Origin of the sequence: Pseudarthrobacter sp. NPDC059871, assembly GCF_042731175.1 — a bacterium.
Lineage (GTDB): Bacteria > Actinomycetota > Actinomycetes > Actinomycetales > Micrococcaceae > Arthrobacter.
The window spans coordinates 120,148-135,783 of record NZ_JBHWJV010000011.1 but is presented as its reverse complement, the minus strand read 5'-3'; the positions used below and the strand labels follow the sequence as shown (position 1 = coordinate 135,783).

15 protein-coding genes are annotated in these 15,636 nt (G+C 63.9%); 9 read left to right on the top strand and 6 right to left on the bottom strand.

Annotated features, from left to right (window positions below):
• The first annotated feature begins 12 nt into the window (after positions 1 to 12).
• From ACFV4R_RS15670 to ACFV4R_RS15640, 7 genes are all read left to right on the top strand, one after another.
• Positions 13 to 1,518 (top strand): sugar ABC transporter ATP-binding protein, encoded by a 1,506-nt coding sequence (locus tag ACFV4R_RS15670; RefSeq protein ID WP_377203290.1) that lies wholly within the window; start codon positions 13 to 15, stop codon positions 1,516 to 1,518.
• Positions 1,519 to 1,521: 3 nt separating this feature from the next.
• Positions 1,522 to 2,508 (top strand): ABC transporter permease, encoded by a 987-nt coding sequence (locus ACFV4R_RS15665; protein WP_377203289.1) that lies wholly within the window; start codon positions 1,522 to 1,524, stop codon positions 2,506 to 2,508.
• Positions 2,509 to 2,513: 5 nt separating this feature from the next.
• Positions 2,514 to 3,668, top strand: a complete 1,155-nt coding sequence (locus ACFV4R_RS15660) for a Gfo/Idh/MocA family protein (protein ID WP_377203288.1) — start codon at positions 2,514 to 2,516, stop codon at positions 3,666 to 3,668.
• Positions 3,665 to 4,480, top strand: coding sequence for a sugar phosphate isomerase/epimerase family protein (locus tag ACFV4R_RS15655; protein ID WP_377203287.1), 816 nt, complete (start codon positions 3,665 to 3,667; stop codon positions 4,478 to 4,480). The genes ACFV4R_RS15660 and ACFV4R_RS15655 overlap by 4 nt, the downstream gene beginning before the upstream one ends.
• A 68-nt stretch (positions 4,481 to 4,548) precedes the next feature.
• Positions 4,549 to 5,721: a Gfo/Idh/MocA family protein gene (locus tag ACFV4R_RS15650; RefSeq protein ID WP_377203286.1), complete on the top strand. Its 1,173-nt coding sequence runs from the start codon at positions 4,549 to 4,551 to the stop codon at positions 5,719 to 5,721.
• Between the two features lie 59 nt (positions 5,722 to 5,780).
• Entirely contained in the window at positions 5,781 to 6,131 is a 351-nt protein-coding gene (locus ACFV4R_RS15645) for a putative quinol monooxygenase (protein ID WP_377203285.1), read from the top strand.
• Between the two features lie 2 nt (positions 6,132 to 6,133).
• Complete coding sequence (locus tag ACFV4R_RS15640; protein WP_377203284.1) at positions 6,134 to 7,135, top strand: sugar phosphate isomerase/epimerase family protein; 1,002 nt, start codon at positions 6,134 to 6,136, stop codon at positions 7,133 to 7,135.
• Between the two features lie 104 nt (positions 7,136 to 7,239).
• On the opposite strand, the gene ACFV4R_RS15635 is transcribed toward ACFV4R_RS15640, so the two are convergent.
• From ACFV4R_RS15635 to ACFV4R_RS15625, 3 genes are all read right to left on the bottom strand, one after another.
• Positions 7,240 to 8,466, bottom strand: coding sequence for an ATP-binding protein (locus ACFV4R_RS15635; RefSeq protein WP_377203283.1), 1,227 nt, complete (start codon positions 8,464 to 8,466; stop codon positions 7,240 to 7,242).
• A gap of 312 nt (positions 8,467 to 8,778) precedes the next feature.
• Positions 8,779 to 9,060 carry an STAS/SEC14 domain-containing protein gene (locus tag ACFV4R_RS15630; protein ID WP_377203282.1) on the bottom strand — a complete coding sequence of 94 codons (282 nt, stop codon included), beginning with the start codon at positions 9,058 to 9,060 and terminating at the stop codon, positions 8,779 to 8,781.
• Between the two features lie 311 nt (positions 9,061 to 9,371).
• The gene (locus ACFV4R_RS15625) at positions 9,372 to 9,947 is read right to left on the bottom strand and encodes a MarR family winged helix-turn-helix transcriptional regulator (protein ID WP_377203281.1); all 576 of its coding nucleotides are present in this window, start codon (positions 9,945 to 9,947) and stop codon (positions 9,372 to 9,374) included.
• 107 nt (positions 9,948 to 10,054) lie between these two features.
• On the opposite strand from ACFV4R_RS15625, the gene ACFV4R_RS15620 reads away from it, so the two are divergent.
• On the top strand, positions 10,055 to 11,146 hold the full coding sequence (locus ACFV4R_RS15620) for an FUSC family protein (protein WP_377203280.1): 1,092 nt from the start codon (positions 10,055 to 10,057) through the stop codon (positions 11,144 to 11,146).
• Between the two features lie 310 nt (positions 11,147 to 11,456).
• On the opposite strand, the gene ACFV4R_RS15615 is transcribed toward ACFV4R_RS15620, so the two are convergent.
• From ACFV4R_RS15615 to ACFV4R_RS15605, 3 genes are all read right to left on the bottom strand, one after another.
• On the bottom strand, positions 11,457 to 12,938 hold the full coding sequence (locus ACFV4R_RS15615; RefSeq protein ID WP_377203279.1) for an NAD-dependent succinate-semialdehyde dehydrogenase: 1,482 nt from the start codon (positions 12,936 to 12,938) through the stop codon (positions 11,457 to 11,459).
• A gap of 187 nt (positions 12,939 to 13,125) precedes the next feature.
• A complete protein-coding gene (locus tag ACFV4R_RS15610; RefSeq protein ID WP_377203278.1) occupies positions 13,126 to 13,986 on the bottom strand; it encodes an alpha/beta fold hydrolase in 861 nt (286 codons plus the stop codon).
• An 18-nt stretch (positions 13,987 to 14,004) separates the two neighbouring features.
• Positions 14,005 to 14,412: a hypothetical protein gene (locus tag ACFV4R_RS15605; protein WP_377203277.1), complete on the bottom strand. Its 408-nt coding sequence runs from the start codon at positions 14,410 to 14,412 to the stop codon at positions 14,005 to 14,007.
• Positions 14,413 to 14,629: 217 nt separating this feature from the next.
• Here ACFV4R_RS15605 and ACFV4R_RS15600 point away from each other — a divergent pair, with 217 nt between their 5' ends.
• Positions 14,630 to 15,565 carry a LysR family transcriptional regulator gene (locus ACFV4R_RS15600; RefSeq protein WP_377203276.1) on the top strand — a complete coding sequence of 312 codons (936 nt, stop codon included), beginning with the start codon at positions 14,630 to 14,632 and terminating at the stop codon, positions 15,563 to 15,565.
• The last annotated feature ends 71 nt before the right edge of the window (positions 15,566 to 15,636 follow it).

Below are 15,636 nucleotides of genomic sequence, written 5' to 3'. Positions count from 1 at the left end.
GAAAGGGCAACAATGAACACCACAGACAATGTCGTCGAGATGCGCTCGATTTCCAAGGGCTTCAACGGCGTTTCCGTGCTGAAGGATGTCAGCTTCGACGTCCGCCACGGCGAGGTCCACGCACTGGCAGGCGGTAACGGTGCCGGAAAATCCACGCTCATGAAGATCCTCCAGGGGGTCTACCAGACAGACGCCGGCGAGATCCTCATCGGGGGAAAGACGGCCTCCATCAACTCGATCCAGGACGCCAAGGCGGCCGGGATCGGGATGGTCTTCCAGGAATTCAGCCTCGTACCCAGCCTCACCGTGGCACAGAACATCTTCCTCGCTGCTGAACCGCTCAGCCGGGGCGGGTTCATCGACGACCGCGCCGCAGTGAAGCGCGCCAAGGAAGTCTTCGCCGAGATGGAGGTCGACGTCGACCCCCGCGCAGAGGTTGCCCGGCTTGGCACCGCATACTGGCAGCTGACCGAGATCGCCAAAGCCCTCGCCCAGAACGCCACCGTGCTGATTATGGACGAGCCGACCGCCAGCCTGGCCCGGCACGAGTCCGAAGCCCTCTTCGAATTGATCGACCGCCTTAAGCAGCGTGGCATCTCAATCATCTACATCTCCCACCGCATGGACGAGGTTTACAGGCTCGCAGACCGGATCACCATCCTTCGTGACGGCCGCCACCTTTTCACCGAGCCTCTGACCGACGTCACTCCCGAGCAGATCGTGGAAGGCATTGTCGGGAAGAAGATCGAGGGCCAGCTTTCCTACCGTGCCCGTAACGTCGACCAGGACGGCGTACCCCTGCTGGAAGTCTGCGGCCTGAATGCCGGCCAACGGGTCCGGGACGTTTCCTTCGCGCTCCGGCCAGGCGAGATCCTCGGCCTGGCAGGACTTATGGGCAGCGGACGCACCGAGCTTGCGCGTGCGCTCTTCGGCATTGACAGAGTGGACAGCGGCGAGGTCCTGCTTCGCGGCGAAAAGGTCACTCTTGCTTCTCCGCAGCAGGCCATCAATGCGGGCATTGCCCTCATCCCTGAAGACCGCAGGGCCCAGGGCCTCGTCCTGGAGCACTCCGTCCAGGACAACCTGCTGCTGCCGCTGCTCGGACAGATCCAGCGGGGCCCCCTCCTGGATGGGACCAAGGGCAAGGAGCTGTCCTCGTCACTGATCAAGAGATTCGCAGTCAAGGTAGCCCACCCACACCGGCCAGTACGGCTGCTCTCGGGCGGCAATCAACAGAAAGTGGTCATCGCCAAGTGGCTGGGCACCGACCCGGACATCCTGATTCTGGACGAGCCGACGGCCGGTGTCGATATCGGCACCAAAAGCGAAATCCTGGACATGATCCGGGAGCTGGCCAGTACCGGCAAAGCGGTCATCGTCATCTCCTCCGAGTATCCCGAACTACTCGCGGTCAGTGACCGCGTCCTCGTCCTCAAGGACGGCTCCATTATCCGCGACATCCCCCGCAGCGAGATCGCTGACGAGGAATATCTCCAACTTGCAGTCCAGGGAGTCTGAACAGTGAGCAAGGCAAATACCATCGCGCCCCGGGACACCGCGGCATCCCGTAATTTTGGCACCGTCCTGAAAGAACTCGACTGGCGCCGCTACGTTATTTACATCGGCTTCGTCGTCGTATTCCTTTTCTTCGCGGTTCTGCTGCGCGATCACGGCTTCCTGTCGCCGAACAACCTGCTGAACATCTTCCGGCAGACGGCCACCATCACGGTCATCGCAGTGGGTATGACCTACGTGATCGCGTGCGCGGAAATCGACCTGAGTGTCGGATCCGTCGCGGGCCTCTCCAGTGTCTGCACTGCGATGGCCCTCTCCCAGTGGGGCCTGGTCCCCGGCATTCTTGCCGGACTCGCCGTCGGGCTCGTGGTCGGATCGCTCAACGGCGCCCTCGTCAGCCTCCTTGGCATCCCCTCCTTCCTGGTGACCCTCGGCATGCTCGGGATAGCTGCCGGCGTTGCGCAGTGGATCACCGCCTCTGCGCCGCAACCGATCCTGAACGATACGTTCAACACACTGTTCGGGTCCGGCAACTTCGGCCCCGTTCCCGGCCTTGTCGTCTGGAGCGCCATCTTCGTTGCCATCGGCGCCGTCGTGCTGAACCGCACCAGGTTCGGCCGGCAGGTACTGGCCACAGGCGGCAACCGCAACGCGGCAGAGTTCACCGGCATCAACACCAAGCGCATTAAATTCCAGGTGCTCCTCATCTCGGGCATGGTCGCAAGCGTCGCCGGCATGTTGTACGCCGGCCGCCTCCAGTCGGGCCGATTCCAGTGGGGAGCCGGCGACGAACTCTCCGCCATCGCCGCAGTCATCCTGGGCGGAACCAGTCTTTTCGGCGGGTTCGGCTCTATCGTCGGAACTCTTTTCGGTGCCCTGCTGATTGGCCTGATCAACAACGGGCTGATCCTGGCCGGGCTGGACAGCAGCCAGCAGCAGGTGGTCCGTGGCGCAATCATCATCCTCGCCGTAGCCCTCGCCCGAAAGAAGTAGGGACCATGGCTTCGATGCCACGAGCCGGAATCATCGGCACAGGATTCATGGGCTCCGTCCACGCCCACGCGGTGCGCACAGCAGGAAGCACCATCAGCGCAGTCGCCGGGAGCAGCCACGCTTCCGCTGAGGTGGCGGCGGCCAAGCTGGGCGCCCGGGCGGCGGCCACTTCGCCCGAAGCACTGATCGCACGCGATGATGTCGACGTCGTCCACATCTGCACCCCTAACACCACCCACGCGGACCTGGCGCGAAAGGCTATCGCCGCCGGGAAGGCCGTGGTCTGCGAGAAGCCCCTCGCCACCAGCGTCGAGGATGCCCGCGAACTGACAGAGCTCGCCGATCGCGCAGGCGTGGTCGCCACCGTACCCTTCGTCTACAGGTTCTATCCGGCCGTCCGGGAAGCGCGTGACCGCATCGCACGCGGTGAGGCCGGACGACTCTGGCTGTTGCACGGCTCGTACCTGCAGGATTGGCTGGCCGGTGCAGAAGCCACGAACTGGCGTGTCGACCCGGCGCTAGGCGGGGCGTCCAGGGCTTTCGGTGACATCGGCGTGCACTGGTGTGACCTGATGGAGTTCACTACCGGCCACCGAATCACCCGCATTATGGCCAGGACAAGCCGGGCCCATGACCAACGCGAAACCGGCGGCACGTTGTCCACTGTTGCCACGGAGGACGGTGCAGTGCTCCTGTTCGAGACCGATCTGGGGGCAACGGGTTCGCTGGTGGTCAGCCAGGTCAGCCCGGGGAGGAAAAACCGTCTGTGGTTCTCCTTCGACGGAACAGAGGCGTCCTTCAGCTTCAACCAGGAGCGGCCGGACACCCTGCACATCGGACGCGCAGACTCCAGCACCCACCTTCCCGTGGGGCCACAAACCCTCTCCACCACCGGCGGCCGGCGCTACGCGACACTCCCACCGGGCCATCCCCAGGGATACCAGGACAGCTTCAACGCATTCGTAGCAGACACCTATGCGGCGGTGCAGGGCCAGGACCCCGAGGGCTTGCCCACGTTCCGTGATGGTCTCCGCGCCGCACTCCTGACCGGGGCACTCGTCAGGAGCGCAGCCCACGAAACATGGGTTGACGTTCCCGGGATCGGCAACCCGCTCGACTCCTTCAAGTTCTCCCCGGCAGTTGAAAGGCAGAAGCAATGAAACTCGGTTACTGTTCCATCACCTGGGGCGGCGTCGTCGGCCACCCCCAAGGCGTGACAAGCGTCAAGGACCTCTTCTACATGACCCACGGATCCATGAAGGACGCCGTCCGGGACATCGCCTCCGTCGGCTACGAGGGGGTAGAGATGTTCGACGGCAACCTGGCCGAATACGCCGACAGGCCCGAAGAACTCAAGGAGATCCTCAGCAGCAACGGCGTGGCGCTGACCAGCGTGTACACGGGCGCGAACTTCATCTACGCTGACATCCTCCCGGACGAGATGCACCGGATCCAGCGGGCCGCTGAACTGGCAGCGACCTTCGGAGCGGAACGGCTCGTAGTGGGCGGCGGGGCAAGACGGGCGGCCGGAACCAGGGAAGACGACTACCTGCGCCTCGGTGAAGCCCTGGACAGGGTTACCGACATCGCCGAGAGCTTCGGACTCTCCGCGAGCTACCACCCACACCTGAGCACCATCGTCGAAAGTCCGCAGGAGCTGGAAAAGCTCATGCCGCTCACCCGTATCGGCTTCTGCCCGGACACCGCCCACCTCGCAGCCGGCGGAGCGGACCCGGCGGCAGTCATACGGAAGTACCCCGACAGGATCCAGCACGTCCACCTCAAGGACTACCAGCGGGAGCCGTTCAACTTCCTCCCCCTCGGCCAAGGGGAACTCGATTTCCCGGACATCATCGCCGCCATCCGTGAAAGCGGATACGACAGCTGGCTGATGGTCGAGCTCGATAACTACGACGGCGACCCCAAGGCCGCGGCGGAAATCAGCAGGAAGTACCTCGAGAACATCCTCTGACCCCATTTTTCACCCCACGGGAAGCCACAGCCGGCACGCCCGTACATCCCGGAAGGAACAGGATTCACATGCAGAACCTCAACGTCGGCCTCATCGGAGGCGGCTTCATGGGCAAAGCCCATTCCCTGGCCTATGCCGCCATGCCCATGTTCTTCTGGCCGGCACCGGCATTGCCGGTCCGCAAAATCATCGCCGAAGCCAACGAGGACCTCGCCGCCGAGGCGGCCCGCCGCTTCGGTTTCGAAAATTCCACCTCGGATTGGCGCAGGATTATCGACGACCCGGACATCCACGTCGTGGATATCGCAACGCCCAACCACCTCCACGCCGAAATTGCCATCGCCGCCGCCGAAGCGGGCAAGCACATCATCTGCGAAAAGCCCCTGGCCCGCACCGGCGAGGAATCCAAGGCCATGTATGACGCCGTTAAGGACAAGAACATCGTCCACATGGTTGCCTTCAACTATCGGCGTACCCCTGCAGTCGCGCTGGCAAAGAAATACATCGAAGAAGGCGCGATCGGCCAAATCCTCAGCTTCCGCGGAACCTACCTGCAGGACTGGAGCGCTGACCCCAATTCGCCACTGTCCTGGCGTTTCCAGAAGTCGATCGCAGGTTCCGGCGCCCTCGGTGACATCGCAACACACGTCGTGGACATGGCCCGGTACCTCGTGGGCGAATTCAGCGCCGTCAATGCCCTTCTCTCGACCTGGATCCCGGAACGGCCGCTTCAGACAGGCGGGGCGGACGCACTCGGCACCGTACGGGGCGGGGAGGGCCCCAAGGGGCAGGTCGATGTCGATGACGAAGTCATGACCATGATCCGTTTCGCCAACGGCGCCGTAGGATCCATTGAAGCGACCCGCAACGCCCACGGCAGAAACAACTACATCACCTTCGAGATCCACGGAACCGAAGGCAGCATCGCCTTCAACTACGAACGGCGTGACGAACTGCAGGTGTGCTTTGCCTCGGACCAGGCCGACCGCCGCGGATTCCGGACCGTCTACACCGGGCCGGCCCACCCGTACGGCGAAGGCCTGTGGCCGATTCCGGCGCTTGGCATCGGCTACGGCGAAACGAAGATCATTGAAGCCCACGACTTCTTCAAAGCCATCGCAGAAGGCGGCAGCGTCAGCCCCAGCTTCGCAGACGGATACCAGGTCGCCCTGATCGACGATGCGATCGTCGAGTCCGCTGCCAAAGAATCGTGGGTTGAGGTCCCGCAGATCGACGCCTGACCCATCCATCTCGGGAGGGGCGGCAATCCGCCCCTCCCCGGGACCGTCAAGGACCGCAGATGACTGAACCCCTTCTGACCCGCCAAAGCACCGATGAAGTCTGGCTTATGCCCGTCTTCATCGCCAAAGATGGATTCGAAGCCGAGCTTGAAGAAGTCCTCCTGACCCTGCAAACGGCAAGCCGCAAGGACCCTGGGTGCCTGCACTACAGGGTCTTCGCCGACGCCCACAGACCGGGAACGTTCGTCCTTTTCGAAGGATGGTCCCGTTCGGAGGACCTAAAGTCGCATAACAGGGAGAGCCACGTCAAGGATTTCGTGACGCAGGTGGAGCCACTGTTGATGGTCCCCTTCTCCGTAACTCCCCTCAACCCCCTCCCCCGAACCACCGGCGCCACCGAAGGAGCCTGACCATGCCCCGCCCGTTTACCCTGTTCACCGGCCAGTGGGCCGACCTGCCCCTCGAGGAAGTGGCCAAGCTGGCTTCCGGTTGGGGCTACGACGGCCTGGAAATCGCGGTCTCCGGCGACCACCTGGACGCCTGGCGCGTGGACGAACCCGGCTACGTCGAGTCCAAGATCGAACTCCTGGACAAGTACAACCTCAAGGTCTGGGCCATCTCCAACCACCTCAAGGGCCAGGCCGTCTGCGATGACCCCATCGACTTCCGCCACGAAGCCATCGTCGGCTCCAAAGTCTGGGGCGACGGGAACCCCGAAGGCGTCCGCCAGCGCGCCGCCGAGGAACTCAAGCACACCGCCCGGCTCGCCCGCGCGCTGGGCGTGGACACCGTCGTCGGGTTCACCGGATCCTCCATCTGGCAATACGTGGCCATGTTCCCGCCCGTCCCCGAAAAAGTCATCGACGCCGGCTACCAGGACTTCGCCGACCGCTGGAACCCCATCCTGGACGTCTTCGATGACAACGGCGTCCGCTTCGCCCACGAAGTCCACCCCAGCGAGATCGCCTACGACTACTGGACCACCCAGCGCACCCTCGAAGCGATCGGCCACCGCGAAGCGTTCGGGCTGAACTGGGACCCCTCGCACATGATGTGGCAGGGCATCGATCCCGTGTCCTTCATCTGGGACTTCAAGGACCGGATTTACCACGTGGACTGCAAGGACACCAAGATCCGCCAGACCGGCCGCAACACCGTCCTGGGTTCCCACCTGGCCTGGGGCGACCCGCGCCGCGGCTGGGACTTCGTCTCCGCCGGCCGGGGCGACGTCCCTTGGGAAGCATCGTTCCGGGCCCTGGCCGCCATCGGCTACGACGGACCCATCAGCGTCGAATGGGAGGACGCCGGCATGGACCGCCTCCACGGCGCCCCCGAAGCCCTCGCAGCCCTCAAGAAATACGACTTCCCCGCCTCCCAGACCAGCTTCGACGCCGCCTTCAGCAGCAAGGACTAAACGGGGCATCCGATGGTACCGCTGCCCGTTTTGGTTCGCCGCAATTACAGGAAGCACCCCTGTGATTGAACCGCGGCCGAACTTTCTCCCGCGCGTAGTTGCGGTCAGGCGGCCGGGAAGCTGACCGCGATGGTGGTTCCGCCTCCCGGAGTTTCCGTAAGCGTCAGGTCCCCGCCGTGGGCTTTGGCGATGGCGCTGCTGGTGGCCAGACCGAGGCCTGTGCCCGGGCCGTCACCGTCCCGGTGGAGCCGCACCAGCGGTTCAAGGACTTTCGCCCGATCCTCGGGTGCGATCCCCTTGCCGTTGTCGGCGACGCGAAGAGTCGAACCGTGATAGTTGGACGCCCCGGTGATGCGAATGTGGAGGTCCCGGTGGGCGCTTCGGTAATTCATGGCGTTAGAGAGCAGGTTCTGCAGCAAAATTCGTAGTTGTCCGCGGTCTGCGTGGACAGTGAGGTCCTGCACGTCCACTATGTTCTGGCCGGCAAGGCCAAGATCCCACATCACTTCATCTACCGCGACACGGACAGAGACCAACTCCGGTTTAACGCTTCCGCCCACGCGGGAATAGCTCAGGACGTCCTGCAGCATTGCAAGCATCCGGCGGCCCGAGGCGCCGATGCTGTCCAGGTCTTCGGTGGCTCCGGGAACGGCCTGGATGTTGGGGTCGTCCTCCAGAATCTCCAGGTATCCCAGCATTGTGGTCAAGGGGGTCCGCAGGTCGTGGCTCACCCGGCCTGCGAATCCAGTCAGGCGGGCGTTGCTTTCCTCCAGCTCCATGTAGGCCCGGTCGAGCTGGGCTGTCCGGTGTTGCAGCTCCAGCAGCTCCACTACCTGTTTAGCGAGGATCTCCAGCATGTCAATTTGCCTTGGCGGCAGTTCCTGGGCAGCTTCGGAAAAGACGCAGAGGGTGCCCAGCACGAAGCCTGATTCCGTTTCCAGCGGGATGGAGGCGTAGAAGCGGACGTTGCCGATGGCGCCGGTTACGAACGGGCTGTCGGCGAAGCGGGGATCCCGGGAAGCGTCAGCGACGACCGTCTTCTGGCCGGACAGGAAGACTTTGGCGCACATTGAGTCGTCGCGCGAGCATACGCCGGGCTCCACCCCCCAGGAGCCGATCTGGTGCTGATGCCCGGAGCTGATGATGTTGACCACCCCAAACGGGGCATCGCAAAGCTGTGTAGCGAGCCGGACAAGATTTTGCAGAGCAGACAACACTGCCGCATTCGGCAGCAGGGGCGAACCAAGGGACGGGTCGAGCCCGTACTCCAGCAGCTCAATGTCACGGCTGATGTCGTTACCGAAAGCCAGCCGTCCTCCTGCATTTGTCACTAAGCCCCCCAGCCCGTCCCAATACTCCCCGTGATCATATCCCGAACAAGTGCATTGGCGGCCGAATGGGAGAAGGCCCCTTCGGCGTAAGCCGGACCGACCGGTCTGTCTGTTTCGGGTAGTGCCTGCTGGTGATGGAACACATTTGGAAGGAACCCGGATGGCCAGCCGCAATGAGCTGCACTTCGAGCGTCGTCAGGGAGGTGCCCGGGTTGCTGATCCGGTCCATCAGCAACGGCGTCCCCTATGGGGCAGCAGACGATGAATTAGTGCAAGGAAGGCACTGTCGCCGGTGCCACCGATCTGAGTGGTCTACCCATTCAGCCAGGCGACCGCCTCGTCCATTGATGTGAAGAACCGCGTCTGACACGAATGCGTATGCCGAGAGGCATAAAAGGTCGCGATGACTTCGTCCACGGGGTTGGCACCCACGAGGGCCATTCGCGCGAGCGGCCACGGTGCTGCAAAAATCTCTGTGGCGCGGCGATCGATCCACTTCATGCTGGCCATTTCCACCAGCATAGGGAGGGCACGCCCTGAACTCAGCTCAGCGGCGCGACTCTTCAGCGCGGTCGCTTCGATTTCAGTGACCACTGCTCCGGGCCTCCATCGCACATGCAAGTAACCGTGACGCGAGAGATCAACAGCCACGATTTCGCTTTCTTGCCCATTCAGTTCCAAGACAACTCCTCAACACCGTACGCAAGGCGGCCTTGCTGAGTCAGCAGTCACAAATCCTCGTCGCAGGTTCACTGGGTCCATTTTCCTGTCACTTCCATGAGTTCAGATACTCATTCAATCCCCCGGCCAGGATGCGGTACAGGATTACCTGACAAAGTCTTGAACAACACAGGCTGTCACCCTATGGGCATTTGGTGCCCACCCGAAGCGCGCGCTGCTGCGGCTCATCCGGAGGGTTCGACTGCGCCGTTCCCCCGGTCCTTGCTGGACCCTGATTGGTGGCCGCGTCCCTGCTCCCACACGGATGTCAGTGCCCGCAGGGGATCGACCAAGCCCTCCACAACCCAGGGCGGGGCTTCGGCAAGTAGGGCATCTTCGAGGGCGAGCTGGGCGGGAATCACCTCGTCCACGAGCGCGGTGCCAGCGTCGGTCAGGACGAGCAGGGACGAGCGGCCGTCGGCCGGGTTGGCCGTCCGGCTCAGCAATCCCCGAACCTTTAGGGCGTTCAGCCGCATGGTGATCGCGGAGCGTGGGACAAGCAGCGTCTGGGCCAGTGTCGTTGGGCTCAGAGGGTCGTCCGTGCGGCGCAGCGCTGAAAGCACGTCCAGCTCGCCGCGGGTGAGCCCGTAATCGGCGAGGAAGGCGTCGCTGGCTTCGAGGATGAGGCGGGAAGCGCGCAGCACGCGGTGGATCACCCCGAGGCTGGTGAAGCTCAGGTCGGGGCGTAGCCGGGCCCACTCACGCTGCATCTGGTCCACGACATCGCCGTGATCGGCAGGTACGTCTGGGTCCTGATCCATCCGGCTCCTCCCAGTCCTGCGGCCCCCGCCTAGGTCAATCACAACAGTAATTCACAAGTGTAGTAACTTTAAAGTACTTCATTCCTGTACTACTTCGGAGGGTTACGATGACGCAAGCCACGCCCGCGCGGTCCTGGTGGGCGGCGGTCTTCGACCTCGGCCCGCATGCCGGTGCCCACTGGACGGCTCTGCGCGCAAGCTTGGCGATCTTCGGGCCGCTGATGGCTTGCGTGGCGTCCGGTCGCGGCGACCTGCTGCTGTATGCAGCGATCGGTGCCTTCACCGCCCTGTACGGCCGGCACGAGCCGGCCCGGGTACGCCTGGGGATGCAGGCGCAGGCGGGCGTGGTGCTGGTGGTCGGCGTCGTCGTCGGCGCCCTCGTGGCCACCGTCCCGTTCCGGCTCTGGCTGCTCGTCCCGGTCGCGGCCGTCTGGGCCGGTGCCGCGGTAGTCCTGTCCGAGCTGGGCCGATGGCATCCGGCCGGAGCTCTCAACCCGGTCTTCGCCCTGACAGCCTCGGCCACGGTCCCGATCGCGCCGGGCACAGTACCCGCAGCCGCCCTCGCTGCCGCTGGGGCGGCCCTCTTCGCGCTACTGCTCGCCCTCCCCGGCCGTACCGCGCGCGACAGCGGCGGCCCGGTGCGAGACGGCGGTGCCCCGGTGCGGGATCGGTTCCTGTGGCGCGGCCTGCGCCCGTCCCACCCGGCGGGCCGTCACGCCTCCCGCTATCTGCTCGGTATCGCCGGTGCCGGCTTCGCCGTCGCGACCAGCGGCATCGGCCACCCCTACTGGACTTTTGTTACGGCATCCGTCCCCATGTCTGCACCCAACCTGTACGCCCGCTTCACGCGCGCTGCCCAGCGGGTGATAGGCACCGCAGCCGGACTCGGCGTCGCTGCCCTCGTTCTGGCCGCCCACCCCAGCGGCTATGCCGCGGTCTTCGTGATCGCCGTGCTCCAGGCGTGCACCGAGCTGACCACCGGGCGCAACTACAGCCTCGGCCTGGTCTTCTTCACGCCGATGGCCCTTCTGCTCGGCGACCTCATGCTGCCGGCCTCGATCGGCACCCTCCTGACGCAGCGCGCCCTCGAGACCGTCATGGGCCTCACGATCGCCTTAGCCGCCACTGTCATCACCCAGGAAAGGCGCACTCCTGCGAGCCGGACACCACCACGCGATAATCGGCTCCACCACATGTAAAGGCCGCCACGATCTAGCACCGAGAAGACGCCTCTGGTCGGCGCGTAAAATCAGGTGGAGGGCGGACCGTACATGATTCGGTGCGCCGGTTTTGCTTCCGGGTGGCGCTGCTGTTTATCCCTTGGTACGTCGGTCGTCGTCAAGGTCGATGGTTCCTTGCCAAGCGAACCCGTTCGACGGGACCGTTTCCTTCTGAACGACCGGATGTTCTTCGTGAAGGTCCACTTCGTGCTACGTTCCCCTGCGCATTTCGCCGCGACGATGCGGGATCCGGAGACACCATTATCTGAGGGTACCTTCGCCGCCGCTGCTAGCCCGCGTAGGGGTCGGCGATGCCGATGTACTGGGTGTAGAGGTACTCCTCGATTCCCTCGAGCCCGCCCTCACGGCCCAGGCCGGACTGCTTGACGCCGCCGAACGGCGCGGCGGCGTTGGAAATCACGCCGGCGTTCAGTCCGAGCATGCCGGTTTCGAGGCGTTCACCCATCCGGATGCCCCGGTTGAGGTCCTTGGTGAAGACGTACGCCACCAGGCCATATTCGGTGTTGTTGGCCAGGCGTACGGCGTCGTCCTCGCTGGAGAACGTGATGATGGGGGCTACCGGGCCGAAGATTTCCTCCGACAGGATCCGGGTGCCTTCGCTGACTCCCGAGAGGATGGTGGGCTGGTAGAAGTAGCCCGGGCCGTCCACCGGCGCCCCGCCGAGGACAGCCTTCGCGCCGGAGGCAACGGCGTCGGAAACCAGTTCGTGCACCTTGTCCCGGCTCTTGGCATCGATCAGCGGGCCCACTTTGGACTCGGGCTCGGTGCCGCGGGCGGTGGTCATCTCCTTCATCTTCGCGGCGAACTTCTCCGCGAATTCGGTGGCCACGGATTCGTGCACGATAAACCGGTTGGCAGCGGTGCAGGCCTCACCCATGTTGCGCAGCTTGGCCAGCATTGCACCGGCGACGGCCGCATCCAGGTCAGCATCGTCGAAGACGACGAACGGAGCGTTGCCGCCGAGTTCCATCGACGTCCGGAGCACGGTTTCAGACGCATCGGCAAGCAAACGGCGGCCCACTTCGGTGGACCCGGTGAAGGAAAGCTTCCGCAGCCGGGCGTCCTTGATCAGCGGACCGGTCGTGGCGCCGGCGGTGGACGTGGGAATGACGTTCAGGACACCGGCGGGCAGTCCGGCTTCCTGCATCACGGCGGCGAACAGCTGCGACGTCAGTGGCGTCAGGTTGGCCGATTTCAGGACCATGGTGCAGCCGGCGGCGACGGCCGGTGCGATCTTGCGGGTGGCCATGGCCAGCGGGAAGTTCCACGGAGTGATCAGCAGGCACGGGCCAACAGGCTTCTTGGTCACCAGCAGGCGGGACTTGCCGTCCGGGGCAACGGAGTAGCGGCCGAACGCGCGGACCGCTTCCTCGGAGAACCAGCGCAGGAACTCTGCACCGTAGGTGACCTCGCCGCGGGCCTCGGCCAGGGGCTTGCCCATTTCCATGGTCATCAGCAGCGCGAAGTCCTCGGCGCGCTCGGTCACAAGCTCGAATGCCCGGCGCAGGATCTCGCCACGCTCGCGCGGCGGAACCTTTGCCCACGACTCCTGCGCAGCCACCGCAGCGTCCAGGGCCGCGGCACCGTCTTCGGCGCCGGCGTCGGCAATGCTCAGCAGCACCTTGCCGGTGGCGGGATCCTCAACGTCGAACGTCTTGCCGGAAGCGGCATCACGCCACTCGCCATTGATCAGCAAACCGGTGGGAACGGAGGCCAGAAGGGCGGCTTCACGGTCGGCGTTTATTGACATCGTTCTATCTCCAAGGGTTTGAAGCAAGTTATGGCGGTGGGCCCGCGACCTTCAGCAGTTTGGTGCGGTCCGATTGTCAAAGGCATGGCACGAAGGGGTTGAGTCTTTGTGCATCGTCCGCCATTGAGGTGGCAGCGTCGGCGCCCACCTGCTTGGGGTTGGCGCCGACGCCAGGGGTGAGGGCCAGCTAGGCTGGGACGTTGGTCTTGGTCCGGATCAGGTCTAGGGCCTGAACGAGGTACCCCTTGAAGACCGGGTAGTTTTCGCTCATCGGGAAGTGCCCGATAGCCTTCATCTCGATGAACTCGGCACCCGGGATTTGGCTGGCGGTACGGGCTCCGTCTTCAGGCGTAGTGAGGTAGTCGTACTCGCCGGTCATCAAGACCACCGCGCATTTATCGGTCTGAATTTCGCCGAGTTTGCCGCGCAGATCGTGGTCTACCGAGTAGAAGTAAAGGTCACCCTTGAACGCCTCGGAACCCTGTGTGTAGTAGAACCAGGTCTTCCAACGGTCAGCCTCCGGCGATTGCGGGGCCATAAGATCCCAGGTGCCGCTGCCGCACACCTGTGCGGCATTGGCATGGGGGTGCTGCCACCAGTCGAGGTAGAACCCCGGTGAGTAGTCCGCCCCCTCTACGGGGACGACGGCGTCGAACCTTTCCGGGAAGCGGTGGGCGAGCTGCAGCGCCACGTTTCCGCCGAAGGAGGATCCCATGAAGATGGGGTCGACCAGTTCCAGTGCATCGACGAGGGCGACGATGAAGTTGGCGAAGTGGTCAGCGCTGAGCTGGTACTCCTCGGTCCACCACTGGGTGTTTTCAGGCGGGTCTGATTTGCCGTGGCGGGGGAGGTCGTAGGCGATGACGCGGTAGTTGGCGGTGATCTCCGGGTCCTCCAGCAGGCCGCGCCACTGGTGGTTGTGGGCTCCGGCGGTGTGCTGGCAGACCAGGGGCTGGCCCTGGCCGTTTTCGAGGTAGAAAACCTTGTATTCGAGGCCGTCCACGTCGACGGTGACGTAGTGGCCGGTGACGGGGGAAACTTTGCTCATGTCAGGAACTCCTATGGTCTAGACGGGTGCGCCGGTGGAGCGCAGCAGTTCGATCTGGCGGGTGAGGCATCGCAGGTTCTGCATCAGGACCAGGACATCGCCCTCCAGCTTCATGTCGCGCTGGAACGTGGCGGCCCAGATGCCGTGGTACATGGGAGCCGGGACGGGCTTGCCGAATTCACCCCAGGTGTGGGCGCTGGCCCGGATGGCGAATTGGTACGGCACCTCGATGGGTCCCGGGTCCACGGAAATCTGGGCGATGGTGCCGGACACCACCTGGACAATGAAGGTGTGCGCCTCCATGTCCAGCAGGTAGGAGCATGTGAAGTACTTTCCGTGGGCCTGAATTTCCGGGTCCTGGTTGTTGGCCTCGGTGAAGCTCTGAACCCAGGATTCCACAGAAGGGGCACGTGTTGCGACCGTCATTTCGTTGTTCCTCTCATTGGTCTCGCGGAGGGTCGGGCTTCTCTGTCCGAGCCTCGAAAGCGGGGTTTCTGGAGTGCCTTTACGGCTGTCTCCGATGGCAACCCTTCGCTGTTTCCATTGCAGCCCTCGTCGCCCCGAACCGTCCAATACTTGTCCCCTATCCACCGATAGCCTGAAACTATTGGACCCCGATTGTGGCGGAGCTTACAGTTGAACGATGCAGCAGCCCCAGCTGGACCTGCGCGTCCTGCAGTACTTCGTCGCCGTTGCGGAAGACCTGCATTTCGGGAGAGCCGCTGCCCGACTTCATATCGCGCAACCATCCCTCAGCGTACAAATACGGAAGCTTGAACACTCGCTTGGCACTCCCCTGCTGATCCGGACCAGCCGCAGCGTCTCCCTGACCGGAGCAGGGGATGTACTGCTGGGTGAGGCCAAGCGCCTTTTGTCCGCCGCGGAGCGCGCAGTCTCGTTGACGCGTGGGGTGGCTAGCGGCGTGCGCGGCACGCTCATAGTCGGCTTCCAGGCCAACGCGGCGGCTGAACTGACCCCGCGAATCCTCGCCGCGTTTAAGAACAACCACCCGGAAATCCACGTGCAGATGAGGTCCTTCGATTTCGCTGACCCTACAGCGGGGTTAGCCGATGGAAGCGCCGACGTGGCATTTGTGCGGCCGCCCCTGCCGGCGGCTGACTGGCTCGCCATGGAGACGCTTTTCGTTGAGCCGCGGGTCCTCGTAGTTGCCAGCACTTCCCGCTTTGCCGGGCTGTCCGAAGTTTCGGTGGAACAGGTCGTTGATGAGTCCTTCGTCGCCCGCAAAGCTCCGGATAAGTGGAGGGATTTCTGGCTCGCAACCCAGGCCCGGGGCGGACAGCCGGTTCGTCTGGGCACGCAGGTAGCTACTGTTGACGAGTGTTTCGAAGCCATCATGGGTGAGCGGGGCATTGCGTTCACCCAGGCCTCCACCCAGCGTTTCTATGACCGTCCGGGGCTATCGTTCATCCCAGTCAGGGATGTGCCGCCCTCTCCTCTGTCGATTGCATGGCGCACGGATGTCAACGACGGGCTGGCACGTGAGTTCGTGGAGACCGCCCGGACCTTGGCCTCTTTCGGGGGCGTCCCGAATCTCGTCGAATCCCGTCTGACTGCATAGGTATCCTCTTTGCCCCCGGCTAAGGGCCACTGACGATCGCAGTGGGCAACTGCCCGCCGTCATCCGTTTTT